Genomic DNA, 14089 nt, shown 5'->3' on the forward strand with positions numbered 1-14089 from the left:
TGAACCGCTCCGGCGGTCAGAGATGGTCGCCCTGCCGCTGGGCGGCGCACAGCGCGGCCAACGAGGTCGTCAGCTGCTCGATCGCGGGCTCGTCGAGCACCTCACCGATGCGCCGGCGGAGCTCTTCGTCGAAGACGGCGCCACCCCGCGCCAGTGCCCGCTCGCCGTCGTCGGTGAGCTCCAGCAGCGACGAGCGACGGTTGGCCGGATTGGGCCGCCGCCGGCAGTACCCACGAAGCCGTGCGCAAACCAGACCCAGGAGAAGACGACATGAGCATCCTCGACACCGCCCGCACCTACTTCACGGCCATCCGCGACATGGACACCGTCGCCGGCAGCCTCGCGGAGGATGTCGTCTGGCACCAGCCTGGCTCCAACCGCTTCTCCGGCGACCACGCCGGTCGCGACGCCGTCTTCGCCATGCTCGGCCAGATGATGCAGGTCAGCGCCGGCTCCTTCGCATCGACCAGGTCCACAGCCTGATGGCCAGCGCCGACCTCGTCGCCGCCACCATCCACTTCCAGTGTCAGCGGGACGGCGCCACCATGGGCATGGACGGGGTCGACGTGCTGCGCATCGCCGGCGGCAAGATCGCCGAAGTGTGGCTGTTCTCCGCCGACCAGCCGGCAGAGGACCTCTTCTGGGGGCAGTGACCGGTCCGCGTGGTCGGCGTCCTCGCTCCCGCGTCCTGAGCTTCCACGCGGCCTAGGCTCGCGCCATGTCACGCCGACGCGCGCTCGCGATCATCTCCCCGTTGGTCCTCGTCGTATCCCTCGTGGCGTCGGTGGGCTGCGTGCCCGCCTCCGGCGCGCCGGCGCAGTCCGTCGCCGCGACCTGTGCGGGGGTGCCCGCTCGCCGTCGTCGGCACCGACGGTGCGGACGCGCTCACCGGGACGCCGGGCGACGACGTGATCGCCGGGCTCGGGGGAGCTGACGTGATCCGTTCCGGGGCCGGCGACGACCTGGGCTGTGGCGACGCCGGGCCCGACGAGCTGGTGGGCGGGCGCTGATCGGGTCGTACGACGACGACGTGCTGCTCGGCGGCCAGGGTCGCGACCGGGTCGTCGGCGGCGGGGGTGCGGACCGTTGCCGGGCCGAGAAGGAGCAAGGCTGTGAATTCGCTGAGTGAGCCGCCACGCGGGAACAGCACCCCGTCGCCACGCGTTTGAACTGGTGTCTCCCCGGCTACAGTGGGGGGACAGGCGCAGTCACAGCGACGACGCCGTATCCCCTGGAACACCTCCGGGGGACGGCCTCCAAGGAGAGACCAATGAAGAGCAACAACCCCGTTTTCGCCCGTTCCGAGGAGTTCAACCGCGCCTCGTCGAACGCCTACGGCAACCAGACCTACCCGGGCGGTGGCCAGACCTACCCCGGCTACGGCGACCCGGGCACCGACCCGTCCACGTGGGGCACCGGCACGCCCGGGCAGGTGGACCAGGGGCGGATGACGATCGACTCGGTCATCCAGAAGACGGCCATCTCGATCGGCCTGGTCTTCGCGACCGCCATCGTCACCTGGTGGTGGATCGGCGACTTCACCGGCACGGACACCGAGGTCAACGCGGCCGCGTCCCGCGCCCTGATGCTGGCCGGGCTCGGCGCCGGCGGCGCGTTCCTCCTGTCGCTGGTCAACTCCTTCAAGCGCGTGATCAGCCCCGCCCTGGTGCTGGCCTTCGCCGCGGCTGAAGGTGTGGCCCTGGGTGCGGTGAGCAAGGTGTTCGAGGCCCAGTTCGACGGTGTGGTGACCAGCGCCGTCATCGGCACCTTCGGCGCGTTCGCCGGCACGCTGGCGGCCTACAAGGTCCTCGACATCAAGGTCGGCGACAAGTTCCGCCGCGGCGTCGTGGCCGCCATGTTCGGCATGGTGGGCCTCGGCCTGCTGTCGCTGGTGCTGAGCTTCTTCGGCATCAACACCGGCCTCTATGGCATGAATGGCCTCGGCTTCGTGTTCGCCCTGGCCGGCCTGGTGCTCGGTGTCCTCATGCTGATCCTCGACTTCGACTTCGTGGAGAACGGCGTCGCCGCGGGCCTCCCGGACCGCGAGTCGTGGCGTGCGGCCTTCGGCCTGACTGTCAGCCTGGTCTGGATCTACACCAACCTGCTGCGGATCCTCGCGATCCTCCGTGGCGACTGATCACCTGCCGAACGGCTGAACCACTCCGTCGGCCCGCCCGAGTCCACTCGGGCGGGCCGACGGCATTTCATGACGTCTCGGCCGGCTCGGGGTTGTCCTCGTACTGCTCCGGCGACTCGGCGTCGGTGGAGGGGCGACGGCGGCGGTGCCGGAGCTCGACCCAGCGGCCGCGCAGGCCGCGCTGGTTGCCGCCGACCTCGGTGCCGTCGACCTCGGTGCCGGGCGTACGGGCCGCGCGCACCGCAGCGGCGGCGACCGGGAGGATGCCCTCGCGGCGACGCGGCTCGGGAAGGGTCTCGTCCTCCGGCAGGAGGTCGAGCGCGGCGAGGCACGAGGGGATCAGCACCGACGCCAGCTGCTTGTAGCCGTCGGCGGAGGGGTGGAACCGGTCGGGGCCGAAGAGCAGCGCGGGGGCGGCGTCGAACTCGGGGCCGAGGATGTCTCCCAGCGACACCGACCGCCCGCCGTTCTCCACGACGGTGATCGTCTGCGCCGCCGCGATCCGGCGCGACCACTCGCGCGCCACCTGCTTGAGCGGCGGGGGGATCGGCCGGATCGTGCCGAGGTCGGGACAGGTGCCGACCACGACGGCGATCCCGGCCTCGCGCAGGCGGCGTACTCCCTCCGCGAGGTGGCGCACCGACTGCGACGGGAGCACGGAGTGGGTCACGTCGTTGGCGCCGACGAGCACGACCGCGAGGTCGGGGTGGGTGCCGATCGCGGCCTCCGCCTGGTCGGCCAGGGCGCTGGACTGCGCACCGACCGCCGAGAAGGAGCGCAGGTGCACCCGGCGATCGGCCTGAGCGGCCACGCCGCTGGCGAGCTGGGCACCGGTCGTGTCCTCGACGCGCTCGACGCCATAGCCGGCCGCGCTCGAGTCACCGAGCAGGGCGATCCGGATCGCCGGACCGGGCCGACCGCGGCCGTACCAGCCGGTCGCGTCGGGCGGGACGTCGGTGGCGTTGCCGATCAGCCGTCGCGCGATCTTCGCCTCGGCGACCAGGAGACCGTAGAGACCTGCGCCGAGCACGGAGAGTCCACCGCCGCCCAAGGCCGCGGCCGATGCCAGCTTGCGTGCTGCTCCTGTTGCCCCCACGGCCCCGATGGTACGCAAACGCCGTTGCCCGTTACGGAGGCGTCTGTCGGTAGATTGGCGAGGTGCAGTACGCGAACTCTCTCCTCGACCTCATCGGCAACACCCCGCTGGTCCGGCTGGGCCGCACCCTCGACCTCCCTGATGAGGCTCCGCTGGTGCTCGCCAAGGTGGAGTACCTCAACCCCGGTGGGTCCGTGAAGGACCGGATTGCCTCCCGCATGATCGAGGCGGCCGAGGCGTCGGGCGCGCTCCAGCCGGGCGGGACGATCGTCGAGCCGACCTCCGGCAACACCGGCGTCGGCCTGGCGATGGTGGCCCAGCAGAAGGGCTACAAGTGCGTCTTCGTGTGCCCCGACAAGGTCAGCGAGGACAAGCGCAACGTGCTCAAGGCCTACGGTGCCGAGGTGGTGGTCTGCCCGACCGCCGTCGCGCCCGAGCACCCGACCTCCTACTACAACGTCAGCGACCGGCTCGCCGCCGAGCCCGGCGCCTGGAAGCCCGACCAGTACTCCAACCCGCACAACCCGCGCTCCCACTACGAGACCACCGGCCCGGAGATCTGGGCGCAGACCGAGGGCCGGATCACCCACTTCGTCACCGGCATGGGCACGGGCGGCACGATCACCGGCGTCGGCCGCTACCTGAAGGAACAGAACTCCGACATCTTGGTCGTCGGCGCCGACCCGTCCGGCTCGGTCTACTCCGGCGGCACCGGTCGCCCCTACCTCGTCGAGGGCGTGGGCGAGGACTTCTGGCCTGAGACCTACGACCGCGAGATCGCCGACCGGGTCATCGAGGTCTCCGACGCCGACTCCTTCGCCTTCACCCGCCGCCTCGCCCGCGAGGAGGCGATGCTGGTCGGCGGCTCCTCCGGCATGGCGGCCTTCGCGGCGCGCCAGCTGGCGCATGAGCTCGCCGCGGAGGGGCGCACGGACGCGGTGATCGTGGTCCTGCTGCCCGACTCCGGCCGCGGCTACCTCACCAAGGTCTTCAACGACGACTGGCTCGGCCAGTACGGCTTCGCCACCGGCGCGCAGGCCGACCACCGCACGGTCGGCGAGGTGCTGCGTGGCAAGTCGGGCCGGCTCCCCGACCTGGTCCACACCCACCCCGGCGAGACCATCGCCGAAGCCATCCACATCCTGAAGGAGTACAGCGTCAGCCAGATGCCCGTCGTCCGGGCCGAGCCGCCGATCGTCGCCGCGGAGGTCGCGGGCTCGGTGTCGGAGCGGACGCTGCTCGACGCCCTGTTCACCGGCGCCGCCAGGCTCACCGACCAGGTGGGCGACCACATGTCCGACGCGCTGCCGACGATCGGCTCGACCGAGCCGGCCGCCGATGCGGTCACGCTGCTGGGGAAGGCGGATGCGGTGCTCGTGCAGGAGGACGGCAAGCCCATCGGGGTGCTGACCCGGCAGGACCTCCTCGCCTTCGTGGCCGGCTCGTGACGTCGGTGATGCGCCCGCGCGGCGCCCGCCGTGTCCGCCGTGTCCGCGGAGTGCTGGTCGCCCTCGCCTGCCTCGGCGCGCTCGGGGCGTGTGGCGACGACATCAACACCAGCACCGAAGCGGTCGAGGTCGAGGTCGGCGAGGCCTTCGAGTGGAACAGCTACGTCGTCGACTCGGGCTGGAAGCTCACCCCCATCAAGCGCTCGGCCGGCATCGAGGAGGTCACCACCCCGGAGGTCAAGGGGTCGATCACCAACAAGTCCGACGAGGAGCGCGCCGCGATCTTCGAGATGGTCTTCTCCGCGGACGGTGAGCCGCTGGCGACGCTCAACTGCTCGGCCGCCACGATGGAGACCGACCAGTCGCAGCAGTTCGTCTGCCCGGGTCTCAGCGCCACCATGCCCGAGGACTACGACGCCGTGGTGGTCCAGGAGTTCAGCCGCTGACGTGGGTGAGGTCTCCCTCGAGGTCCTCGGCTTCCTGGTCCTCGCCGCCCTGGTGGCGGGCTTCGTCGACGCCGTCGTCGGCGGTGGCGGGCTCGTGCAGCTGCCGGCCCTCCTGGTCGGGCTGCCCGGAGCCTCGGTGGTGCAGATCGCGGCCACCAACAAGCTGGCGTCCTTCTGCGGCACCTCCATCAGTGCAGCGACGTACGTCCGGCGCATCCGCCCCGACCCGCGCACCTTCCTGCCACTGATGCTCGCGGCCTTCGTCGGGTCGGCCGGTGGCGCGCTGGTGGCCTCGCTGCTGCCGCGCAGCGCCTTCGACCCGATCATCCTGGTCGTGCTGGTGCTGGTCGGCGGCTACGTGCTGCTGCGCCCCGACGTGGGCCAGCTGACCGCGCTGCGGTTCAGCGGCGGGCACCACGTGTCGATGGTCGCCGTCACCGGCCTGACGATCGGCTTCTACGACGGCGCGATCGGTCCCGGCACCGGCTCCTTCTTCGTGTTCGCGTTGGTCGGCCTGCTGGGCTACAACTTCCTGGAGGCCTCGGCGAAGGCCAAGCTGGCCAACTGGGCGACCAACCTCGCCGCGCTCATGGTCTTCGTCCCGCAGGGCGCGGTCATCTGGGAGCTGGCGTTGCCGATGGCAGTGGCCAACATCGTCGGCGGCTACCTCGGGGCCCGGCTGGCGATGGCGCGCGGAGCGAAGTTCGTCCGGGTGTTCTTCCTGCTGGTCGTCTCCGGCTTCGTCGTACGTCTCGGCGGCGACCTGCTGGGCTGGTGGTGACCGGCCCGGTGCGGGTGCGAGCGGTAGCCTCCACCTCGTGGGAGCGGTCTCGGCAGTCGACGGGTTCCAGCGCCGCCACCCCGTGCTGGGCTTCCCGCTCGCGGTCGTCTACAAGTACTTCGACGACCAGGGCCCCTACCTCGCCTCGGCGCTGACCTACTACGCGTTCATCGCGATCTTCCCCCTCATGCTGCTCGGCACCTCGATCCTCGGCCTGATCCTGCGCGGCGAGCCGCAGTGGCAGGAGAGCATCCTCGACTCCGCCCTGGCGCAGTTCCCGATCATCGGCGACGAGCTCGGCCGACCCAACGGCCTGCAGGGGTCCTTCGCCGGTGTCGCCGTCGGTGGCCTGGCTGCGCTCTACGGCGCGATGGGCCTGGGACAGGCCCTGCAGAACACCCAGCACATCGCCTGGTCGGTGCCGCGCAACAGCCGGCCCAACCCGTTCTACGCCCGGCTCAAGACCCTGGGCCTGCTGGTGACCGCCGGCTTCTCGCTGCTCGCGGTGTCGGTGGTGGCGACGGTCGCCAGCACCACCGACCTGTTCACGGAGGTGCTCGGACCCGGGATCAAGGTCTTCCTGCCGGTGCTGACCATCGCCGTGGTGGGCACGTTCCTCACCTTCCTCTTCCGCTTCGCGGCCACCGGCCAGCACTCGTTCGTGCGCGCCGCGCCCGGCGGCTACTCGCTCGCGGTGATGTGGCAGGTGCTGCAGCTCCTGGGCGCCGCCTACGTCGACCGGGTTCTGGTCGACACGTCGTCGATGACCAAGACGTTCGGCCTGGTCCTCGGACTGATCGGCTTCCTGTGGATCGGGGCCGTCATGGCAGTGCTGGCGATGGAGATCAACGTGGTGCTGACCAGACGACTGTGGCCGCGTGCCTTGCTGGCGCCCTTCACCGACAACGTCGAGCTCACCGACGCCGACCGCCGCGCGTACGCCTCCTACGCCCGCATGCAGCGGCACAAGGGCTTCGAGCGGGTCCAGGTGACGTGGGAGCCGCGGATGAAGGAGTCGGCGGAGAGCCCAGGGGACGCAGGCGACTCCGGGAAGCCTCAGTCGACGTCACCGTCGACGTAGACCCACCGTCCGGCCCGGTGCTCGAAGCGGCTGACCTCGTGCATCCGGCCACCCTCCCAGCTCGCCACGAACTCGACCGTGTCGTCCTCGGCGCGCACGACCTCCAACCCCGTCCAGCGGGTGCGCGGGTCGGGAGTGACGTCGTCCGGACGCGTGCGGGGGTGCCACGTGCGGAACAGGTGGTCGGCGTCACCGGTCACGTGGGCGGTGTAGCGAGATCGCATCAGCTGCTCCGGCGAGCTCGCCTGGGCGCGGTTGGCCAGCAGCGGTCCGCAGCAGTCGGCGTACGTCGCTCCGGTGCCGCACGGGCACGCGGAGGTCGAGGAGATCACGGGCGACAGCCTAGGGCGGGAACACCGGGCGTGACTTCTTGTGCAAGCGTGTAATCATGTAACTACTGCAACACTCACGAAGGAAAGACATCATGACCCGAGAAGACAACGAACGCCGCGGACGTCGCGGCGGCGAAGGCCGTGGCGGACGACGCGGGGGATGGCAGGTCGCCGACCTCCCGTCCGCCGACGATGCGGCCGACTGGTTCCGTGGACGACTGCCCGAGGGCTGGTTCAGCGACATCGAGGTCCGCACCGACCGGGAGGAGATCACCGTCCTCGGCACGCTGGCTGACGACACGGTGGCCGAGACTGCTGGCGCGGAGGTCGAGGGCCGCATCGGCCGCTTCCGCTCGGAGACCAAGGCGGAGCGGATCGAGATCGCGCTCGAGGCGCAGGCCCGCTATCAGCGCAAGGTGTCGTGGGGGGTGCGGCTCGGGGACACCGAGGCGCTGTTCACCCACGTCGCCGCCCCGGTCATGACCCGGCTGCGCCAACCCGAGCGCCAGGTGCTGGACACCCTCGTCGACGCGGGCGTGGCTCGGTCGCGGTCCGACGCCCTGGCGTGGTCGGTCCGGCTCGTCGGCGAGCACGCGGACGAGTGGCTGGGCCAGCTGCGCGACGCGATGGCCGAGGTCGACAAGCTGCGGGGCGAGGGCCCGGCTCTCTGAGCCGCCAGGAGACGTGCCCTAGGTTCGCCTCCATGACGATCGAGCGGCCGGAGCCGGCGTTCAGCAGTGACGAGGTCACGATGCTGCGCGGCTTCATCGACCACTACCGTGCGACCATCCGGCTCCAGGCCTCTGGCCTGACTGCCGCCCAGCTCGACCAGACCCTGCCGCCGAGCGACCTCACGCTCGGCGGCATGCTGAAGCACCTGGCGTTCGTCGAGGACTACTGGTTCTCCTACAACCTCATGGGCAACGAGCCCGCGCCGCCGTGGGACACCGCCCCGTGGAGCGAGGACCGCGACTGGGACTGGCACAGCGCCGCGGGGGCGTCGCACGCCGAGCTCGACGCGCTTCTGGTCGAGGCCATCGAGCGCTCCGAGCGCTGCCTCGACGAGTCGCTCGCCGCCGATCCCGAGCTCGACCGCAGGGTGGCGCGCGTGCGCCCGCCGGAGAAGGGCGAGAACGCGACCCTCCGCTGGGTGCTGGTCCACATGGTCGAGGAGTACGCCCGCCACGCCGGCCACGCCGACCTGATCCGCCAGTCGATCGACGGCGCCGTTGACGTCTAGCTGGACGTCCAGCTGGACGTCCGGCCCGCTGTCACGTCTGCTGGTGCAGGCAGAGCACGTGGCCGTCGGGGTCCTTGAACCACGCGGCCTTCTCCGAGCCCATCACGGCGACGTGGTCGACCGTCTTCAGGTCGGGCATGTCGTAGTCCTCGAACACGACGCCGCGGCCCTCGAGCTCGCCGATCTCCGTGGTGATGTCGTCGACCTCGAAGCTCATCGCCGTGCTCTCGGACGGGTGGCTGTCGGGGCGAGGCAGCAGGACGAGCGTCGAACCGCCCTCCAGGGCGAACATCGCGCTGCCCTCGTCGTCGGTGCCGGTGTAGTCGAGTCCGAGGGACTCGGTGTAGTAGGTGCGGGCGCGGTCGACGTCGGTGACCGGGAGCATCATCGCGACCGAGCGGTGGGTGAGCGTCATGGAGCGCCTCCTTGGTTGCCCTCAGTGTGCTCCCGATCGGCGCGCGGCGGCAGACTGATCCAGACCAGAACCGGTCGCGTCTGGTGCAATGGGCCCATGGCCGACCCGATCCGCGTGTTCCTGCTCGACGACCACGACGTCGTGCGCGAGGGGCTGAGGTTCCTGCTCGAGCAGCAGGACGACATCGTGGTGGTGGGTGAGTCCGCGACGGCCGCCGAGGCCACCGCCCGGATCCCCGCCCTCAAGCCCGACGTCGCCGTGCTCGACGCGCGGCTGCCCGACGGCTCGGGCATCGAGGTGTGCCGAGCTGTGCGAGCGGTCGACCCGTCGATCAACGCCCTGATCCTGACGTCGTACGACGACGACGAGGCGCTCTTCGCCGCGATCATGGCCGGCGCGTCGGGCTACGTCCTCAAGGAGATCCGCAGCTCCGACCTGGTCGCCGCGGTGCGCCACGTCGCGGCCGGCAACTCGCTCATCGACCCGGCGATGACCGCGACCGTCCTGGAGCGGATCCGCAAGGGCCCGAACACTCCCGACGAGCTCGCCTCGCTCACCGACCAGGAGCGGATCCTGCTCGGCTACATCGCCGAGGGCCTGACCAACCGGCAGATCGCCGAGCAGATGTTCCTCGCCGAGAAGACGGTCAAGAACTACGTCTCCAGCATCCTGGCCAAGCTCGGCCTCGAGCGGCGCACTCAGGCCGCGGTGCTGGCCTCCAAGCTGCTCGGGACTTAAGTCCCGCCGGCCGGTGACCGGCGGCCCTGCCGACGCGGCGGCGATCACGCGACTGTGGTGGTGACCCCGAAAACCACACCACCGAAGGAGTGATGACGATGAGCGTCATCCAGCGACACCGCCACGAGACGGACACCACCGCCGCAGTTCTCGCGGCGGACACCGAGAGCCACGACCGGAGCCCCTGGTTCGCCCGGGCCCTGGCCACCTTGCGGATCGCCTTCGGCATCACCTTCCTGTGGGCGTTCCTCGACAAGACCTTCGCCCTCGGCTTCCACACCGGCTACGACCAGGAGGGCAACCTCGACCGGTTCGGAGACGCGGCGTGGATCAACGGCGCCAGCCCCACCGAAGGCTTCCTCACCTTCGGTGTCCCGGCCGACAACCCCTTCAAGGGCTTCTTCAACGGCCTCGCCGGCAGCACCGTCGTCGACTGGCTGTTCATGCTCGGCCTCCTCGGCATCGGCGTCACCCTGCTCCTCGGGGTGGGCATGCGGATCGGCACCGCCGCAGGTGCTGCGATGTACGCCTTCATGTACGCCGCCGTCCTGCCACTGGAGAACAACCCCGTCGTCGACGACCACCTCGTCGGCATCATCGTGATGGCGGTCCTCGCCCTCGGCGCGGCCGGCACCACCTGGGGGCTGGGTCACTGGTGGAACCGCACCGAGGTGGTCGAGAACCACCCCGTCCTGCGGTGACAACAGCGCCCCCAGTCACAGAAGGAAGGCCCGATGCCACCCCCGGCGTCGGGCCTTCCGCCGCGTAACGGCTCAGTCGGACAGCGGGACGCGCCAGACCAGCACCGTGCCGCGTTCGCCGACCGGCGAGACCTCGAGGGTCCCGCCGAGGTCGTCGGCGCGGCGGCGCGCGTTGCGCAGCCCGCTCTCGGTGACCTCGGAGGGCAGGCCCACCCCGTCGTCGGCCACCCGCAGCTCGAGGCGGTCGCCCGCCACGACGACGTCGACCTCGGCGCCGTCAGCCAGTGCGTGCCGGGCGACGTTGGAGATCGCTTCGCGGAGCACCGCCAGCAGCTGCGACCCGAGCGCCGGCGGCACCACCGTGTCGACCGGACCCGAGGTGCGGACGACGGGGGTGAAGCCCAGCACCGGGACGTACTCCTTGACCAGGCTGCGGATCCCCGCGCGCAACGAGTCACCGCGCCGGTCCTGGAGCTCGAAGATCGTGCCGCGGATGGCCTTGATCGTGTCGTCCAGGTCGGCCACCGCCGCATCCAGGCGGTCGGTGACGGCCCCATCGCCGGCCATCGCAGCGACGCCCTGCAGCTGCAGGCCGGTCGCGAAGAGCCGCTGGATGACGATGTCGTGGAGGTCGCGGGCGATCCGCTCCCGGTCGGAGATCAGGGCCAGCTCCTGGCGCTCGGCGAGCGCCTGGGTGCGGTCGAGGGAGAGGGCGACCTGGTCGGCGAAGCCCGCGAGAAGCTCAGTCTCCTGCACGTCGAGGAGCCCGGAGTCGGGGCGGACGACGGCGACCAGGGCCGTCACCGGCGCGAGGTGGGAGCGCAGCGGCACGACGACGAGGGGCACGCCGTCCACGTGCGTCGTCACCAGTGGGCTGCCGGCGCCGACCGCGGCCATCGGGCGCGCCTCGGTGAGCGACCGGTGGACCGACTCGGCGTCGGCGCCCGGGGCGAGGCTGACCGTGTCGCGTTCGGGGCCGAGTGACGACCACAGCGCCACCGCGCTCGCGCCCGAGACCCGGCGTGCGGTGGTCACGATCTCGTGCAGCGCGGTGGGCAGGTCGACGGGAGGCTGGAGCACGTCGGTGAGCTCGGCGGAGGCCTCGAGCCACTGGCGGCGGCGCTCGCTCAGGGCGAACGACCGAGCGTTGCTGATGACGTAGCCCGCGGTGCGCGCGAGCTCCTCCACGAGGTTCTCGTCCGCCTCGGTGAAGGGACCTCCGCCGGCCTTCTCGGTGAGGTAGAGGTTGCCGAAGACGGTCCCGCGGATCCTCACCGGCATCCCGAGGAACGACGTCATCGGCGGGTGGTTGGGCGGGAAGCCGACGGAGGACGGGTGCGCCGACAGGTCGGCCAGGCGTAGGCCCGAGGGGTCCTCGATGATCACGCCGAGGATCCCGCGCCCTCGAGGCAGGTCACCGATGAGCGCGCGGGTCCGCTCGTCAATGCCTGTGGTGACGAACTCGACCAGGTCCCCGTCGCGGCCCAGCACGCCGAGGGCGCCGTACTGGGCACCGGTCAGCGCCGTCGCCGCCTCGACGATGCGAGCCAGCACGCTGGCCAGGTCGAGGTCGCTGGAGATCGCGGTGACCGCCTCCAGCAACGAGCGGGCTTCGGAACCGAGGTCAGGGTTCGGGGAGTGGGTCACGAGTCCAGTGTGGCGGGTCCGAGAGCCCGGCGGGCGGTCCGAGCGACGTCAGGCCAGTCGGCGTACGGGCAGGTGCTCCCACGGGTCCCAACCGCCACCGAGCTGGCGGCCGGTGACCTCGGTCCACGGGATCCGGATGACGAGGTGTCGCTGGCCCGCCGCCCACGGCCGTGGCTCCCATGTCCGAGCGATCTCGGCGAGCTCCTCCGGCTCGTTCACGAAGGACGCCCGGCCGCGCACCGAGACGCTCCAGCCGCGCTTGAGCTCGTAGTCGAACTGGTCGACCTCGAAGCACAGCTGTGCGTCGCGGCCGTAGGTCCCCAGCAGGCTGTAGGCCGTCGTACGGATCAGGATCGAGTCCTCGTGAACGGCGTAGTTGACCGGGACGATGTGCGGCCCGGTGGGCGTGCTGATCCCCACGCGTCCGGCGATGCCCGCGGTCAGCAGGCGCGCGCAGTCCTCGCGTGACAGGTCGTGGATGGTGTGCATGGGAGTCTCCTTCGGCTGGACTCCCAGCGTCGCCCCGCGCGCGCCGTGCGGGGAGGGTCGAAGGTCCCGAACGTCAGGGTCCGGAGTCGGTGATCAGCCCAAGCGGACTTCGAGTGCGCTCCACGTTGACCGACCGGTCTAGCGTGGATGCCGTGACTGCACCCGAGCCCCGCACCGTCGGCCAGCTGCGCGCGGCGGGCCACCAGCCCAAGCCGCTGCGCCAGGAGATCCGCGACAACCTGCTCACCCGACTGCGCGCCGGCGACGACCCCTGGCCGGGCCTGCACGGCTTCGCCGACTCCGTCATCCCTCAGGTCGAGCGGGCGCTGCTCGCCGGGCACGACATCGTGCTCCTCGGCGAGCGGGGGCAGGGCAAGACCCGCCTGCTGCGCGCGCTCGTCGGGCTGCTCGACGAGTGGACCCCCGTCATCGAGGGGTCCGAGCTCGGCGAGCACCCCTTCGAGCCGATCACCCCCGGATCGGTCCGCCGTGCCGCCGAGCTGGGGGACGACCTGCCGGTCACGTGGCGCCACCGCGACGAGAGGTACGCCGAGAAGCTGGCGACGCCGGACACGTCGGTCGCCGACCTGATCGGCGACGTCGACCCGATGAAGGTCGCCGAGGGGCGCCACCTGGGCGATCCGGAGACCATCCACTTCGGACTCATCCCGCGCAGCCACCGGGGGATCGTGGCCATCAACGAGCTCCCCGACCTCGCCGAGCGCATCCAGGTCGCGATGCTCAACGTGATGGAGGAGCGCGACATCCAGATCCGCGGCTACATCCTGCGGCTGCCGCTCGACGTCCTCGTCGTCGCGAGCGCAAACCCGGAGGACTACACCAACCGCGGCCGCATCATCACCCCGCTCAAGGACCGCTTCGGCGCCGAGATCCGCACCCACTACCCCCGCGAGGTGGAGGAGGAGATCGCCGTCATCGAGCAGGAGGCGGGGCTCGTCGCCGAGGTGCCGGCCTACCTGCTGGAGGTGCTGGCCCGTTTCACCCGGCACCTGCGCGAGTCGCAGTCCGTGGACCAGCGGTCCGGCGTCAGCGCCCGCTTCGCGATCGCCGGGGCCGAGACCATCGCCGCGGCCGCGCTGCACCGCGCGACCACCCAGGGTGAGGACGAGGCCGTTGCTCGCGTCGTCGACCTCGAGACCGCAGTCGACGTGCTCGGCGGCAAGATCGAGTTCGAGACAGGAGAGGAGGGCCGCGAGACCGAGATCCTCACCCACCTGCTCCGCACGGCCGTTGCCGAGACGGTGCGGGCCCACCTCGCCGGGATCGACCTGCGCCTGCTGGTCGACGCCATCGAGGAGGGCGCGATGGTGAGCACCGGCGCCCGCGTCGGCGCGCGGGACTTCCTTGCCGGCCTACCGGTGCTGGGGGAGTCCGACCTCTACGACGAGGTGTGCGACCGCGTCGGCGCGACCAACGACGGCGAGCGCGCGGCCGCGCTCGAGCTCGCACTGGAAGGCCTCTACCTCGCCCGCAGGATCGGCAAGGACACCGACGCAGGGGAGACCGTCTATGGGTGA

General features: G+C 71.1%; 20 protein-coding genes. 15 read left to right on the plus strand and 5 right to left on the minus strand.

Going from position 1 to position 14089, the window contains the following annotated elements; all coding sequences use genetic code 11:
• Nucleotides 1-22 precede the first annotated feature (22 nt).
• The 6 genes from J3P44_RS02645 to J3P44_RS02665 all read left to right on the plus strand — a co-directional run bounded on the left by J3P44_RS02645 (nucleotide 23) and on the right by J3P44_RS02665 (nucleotide 2137).
• Nucleotides 23-274 carry a hypothetical protein gene (locus J3P44_RS02645; RefSeq protein WP_255888676.1) on the plus strand — a complete coding sequence of 84 codons (252 nt, stop codon included), beginning with the start codon at nucleotides 23-25 and terminating at the stop codon, nucleotides 272-274.
• Nucleotides 271-483 (plus strand): nuclear transport factor 2 family protein, encoded by a 213-nt coding sequence (locus tag J3P44_RS02650; RefSeq protein WP_255888677.1) that lies wholly within the window; start codon nucleotides 271-273, stop codon nucleotides 481-483. Before J3P44_RS02645 ends, J3P44_RS02650 begins: the two co-directional genes overlap by 4 nt.
• Nucleotides 483-653 carry a nuclear transport factor 2 family protein gene (locus J3P44_RS02655; RefSeq protein ID WP_255888678.1) on the plus strand — a complete coding sequence of 57 codons (171 nt, stop codon included), beginning with the start codon at nucleotides 483-485 and terminating at the stop codon, nucleotides 651-653. The genes J3P44_RS02650 and J3P44_RS02655 overlap by 1 nt, the downstream gene beginning before the upstream one ends.
• A 183-nt stretch (nucleotides 654-836) precedes the next feature.
• The gene (locus J3P44_RS02660; RefSeq protein ID WP_255888679.1) at nucleotides 837-1010 is read left to right on the plus strand and encodes a hypothetical protein; all 174 of its coding nucleotides are present in this window, start codon (nucleotides 837-839) and stop codon (nucleotides 1008-1010) included.
• Nucleotides 1010-1129 carry a hypothetical protein gene (locus tag J3P44_RS25730; RefSeq protein ID WP_372496481.1) on the plus strand — a complete coding sequence of 40 codons (120 nt, stop codon included), beginning with the start codon at nucleotides 1010-1012 and terminating at the stop codon, nucleotides 1127-1129. The genes J3P44_RS02660 and J3P44_RS25730 overlap by 1 nt, the downstream gene beginning before the upstream one ends.
• A gap of 141 nt (nucleotides 1130-1270) precedes the next feature.
• A complete protein-coding gene (locus J3P44_RS02665; protein WP_255888680.1) occupies nucleotides 1271-2137 on the plus strand; it encodes a Bax inhibitor-1/YccA family protein in 867 nt (288 codons plus the stop codon).
• 67 nt (nucleotides 2138-2204) lie between these two features.
• Here the strand turns inward: J3P44_RS02665 and J3P44_RS02670 are convergent, their stop codons facing one another.
• The gene (locus J3P44_RS02670) at nucleotides 2205-3233 is read right to left on the minus strand and encodes an SGNH/GDSL hydrolase family protein (protein ID WP_255888681.1); all 1029 of its coding nucleotides are present in this window, start codon (nucleotides 3231-3233) and stop codon (nucleotides 2205-2207) included.
• Between the two features lie 62 nt (nucleotides 3234-3295).
• Here J3P44_RS02670 and J3P44_RS02675 point away from each other — a divergent pair, with 62 nt between their 5' ends.
• The 4 genes from J3P44_RS02675 to J3P44_RS02690 are packed head-to-tail and all read left to right on the plus strand — an operon-like array spanning nucleotide 3296 to nucleotide 6989.
• Nucleotides 3296-4681, plus strand: a complete 1386-nt coding sequence (locus J3P44_RS02675) for a cystathionine beta-synthase (protein WP_255888682.1) — start codon at nucleotides 3296-3298, stop codon at nucleotides 4679-4681.
• A gap of 8 nt (nucleotides 4682-4689) precedes the next feature.
• Complete coding sequence (locus J3P44_RS02680) at nucleotides 4690-5127, plus strand: hypothetical protein (protein WP_255888683.1); 438 nt, start codon at nucleotides 4690-4692, stop codon at nucleotides 5125-5127.
• Nucleotide 5128: 1 nt separating this feature from the next.
• Nucleotides 5129-5908, plus strand: a complete 780-nt coding sequence (locus J3P44_RS02685; RefSeq protein ID WP_255888684.1) for a TSUP family transporter — start codon at nucleotides 5129-5131, stop codon at nucleotides 5906-5908.
• A 37-nt stretch (nucleotides 5909-5945) separates the two neighbouring features.
• A complete protein-coding gene (locus J3P44_RS02690) occupies nucleotides 5946-6989 on the plus strand; it encodes a YihY/virulence factor BrkB family protein (RefSeq protein ID WP_255888685.1) in 1044 nt (347 codons plus the stop codon).
• On the opposite strand, the gene J3P44_RS02695 is transcribed toward J3P44_RS02690, so the two are convergent.
• Entirely contained in the window at nucleotides 6965-7321 is a 357-nt protein-coding gene (locus J3P44_RS02695) for a YchJ family protein (protein ID WP_255888686.1), read from the minus strand. The genes J3P44_RS02690 and J3P44_RS02695 overlap by 25 nt on opposite strands.
• 92 nt (nucleotides 7322-7413) lie before the next feature.
• Between J3P44_RS02695 and abmR the strand changes: the two genes are divergently transcribed.
• Together abmR and J3P44_RS02705 are read left to right on the plus strand one after the other, a co-directional pair.
• Nucleotides 7414-7992, plus strand: a complete 579-nt coding sequence (gene abmR, locus J3P44_RS02700) for an ATP-binding transcription factor AbmR (protein ID WP_305121870.1) — start codon at nucleotides 7414-7416, stop codon at nucleotides 7990-7992.
• Nucleotides 7993-8024: 32 nt separating this feature from the next.
• Nucleotides 8025-8561: a DinB family protein gene (locus J3P44_RS02705; protein ID WP_255888687.1), complete on the plus strand. Its 537-nt coding sequence runs from the start codon at nucleotides 8025-8027 to the stop codon at nucleotides 8559-8561.
• Nucleotides 8562-8592: 31 nt separating this feature from the next.
• Here the strand turns inward: J3P44_RS02705 and J3P44_RS02710 are convergent, their stop codons facing one another.
• Nucleotides 8593-8976: a VOC family protein gene (locus J3P44_RS02710; protein ID WP_255888688.1), complete on the minus strand. Its 384-nt coding sequence runs from the start codon at nucleotides 8974-8976 to the stop codon at nucleotides 8593-8595.
• 96 nt (nucleotides 8977-9072) lie between these two features.
• Between J3P44_RS02710 and J3P44_RS02715 the strand changes: the two genes are divergently transcribed.
• Both J3P44_RS02715 and J3P44_RS02720 read left to right on the plus strand, forming a co-directional pair.
• Nucleotides 9073-9714, plus strand: a complete 642-nt coding sequence (locus tag J3P44_RS02715) for a response regulator (protein ID WP_255888689.1) — start codon at nucleotides 9073-9075, stop codon at nucleotides 9712-9714.
• Nucleotides 9715-9812: 98 nt separating this feature from the next.
• The gene (locus tag J3P44_RS02720; RefSeq protein WP_255888690.1) at nucleotides 9813-10415 is read left to right on the plus strand and encodes a hypothetical protein; all 603 of its coding nucleotides are present in this window, start codon (nucleotides 9813-9815) and stop codon (nucleotides 10413-10415) included.
• A 72-nt stretch (nucleotides 10416-10487) separates the two neighbouring features.
• Here J3P44_RS02720 and J3P44_RS02725 read toward each other — a convergent pair whose 3' ends face one another.
• On the minus strand, nucleotides 10488-12062 hold the full coding sequence (locus J3P44_RS02725; protein WP_255888691.1) for a sensor histidine kinase: 1575 nt from the start codon (nucleotides 12060-12062) through the stop codon (nucleotides 10488-10490).
• A 48-nt stretch (nucleotides 12063-12110) separates the two neighbouring features.
• Nucleotides 12111-12551: a pyridoxamine 5'-phosphate oxidase family protein gene (locus J3P44_RS02730; RefSeq protein ID WP_255888692.1), complete on the minus strand. Its 441-nt coding sequence runs from the start codon at nucleotides 12549-12551 to the stop codon at nucleotides 12111-12113.
• 152 nt (nucleotides 12552-12703) lie between these two features.
• On the opposite strand from J3P44_RS02730, the gene J3P44_RS02735 reads away from it, so the two are divergent.
• Entirely contained in the window at nucleotides 12704-14089 is a 1386-nt protein-coding gene (locus J3P44_RS02735) for a magnesium chelatase ATPase subunit I (RefSeq protein WP_255888693.1), read from the plus strand.

Origin of the sequence: Nocardioides astragali, assembly GCF_024436375.1 — a bacterium.
GTDB classification, from domain to species: domain Bacteria; phylum Actinomycetota; class Actinomycetes; order Propionibacteriales; family Nocardioidaceae; genus Nocardioides; species Nocardioides astragali.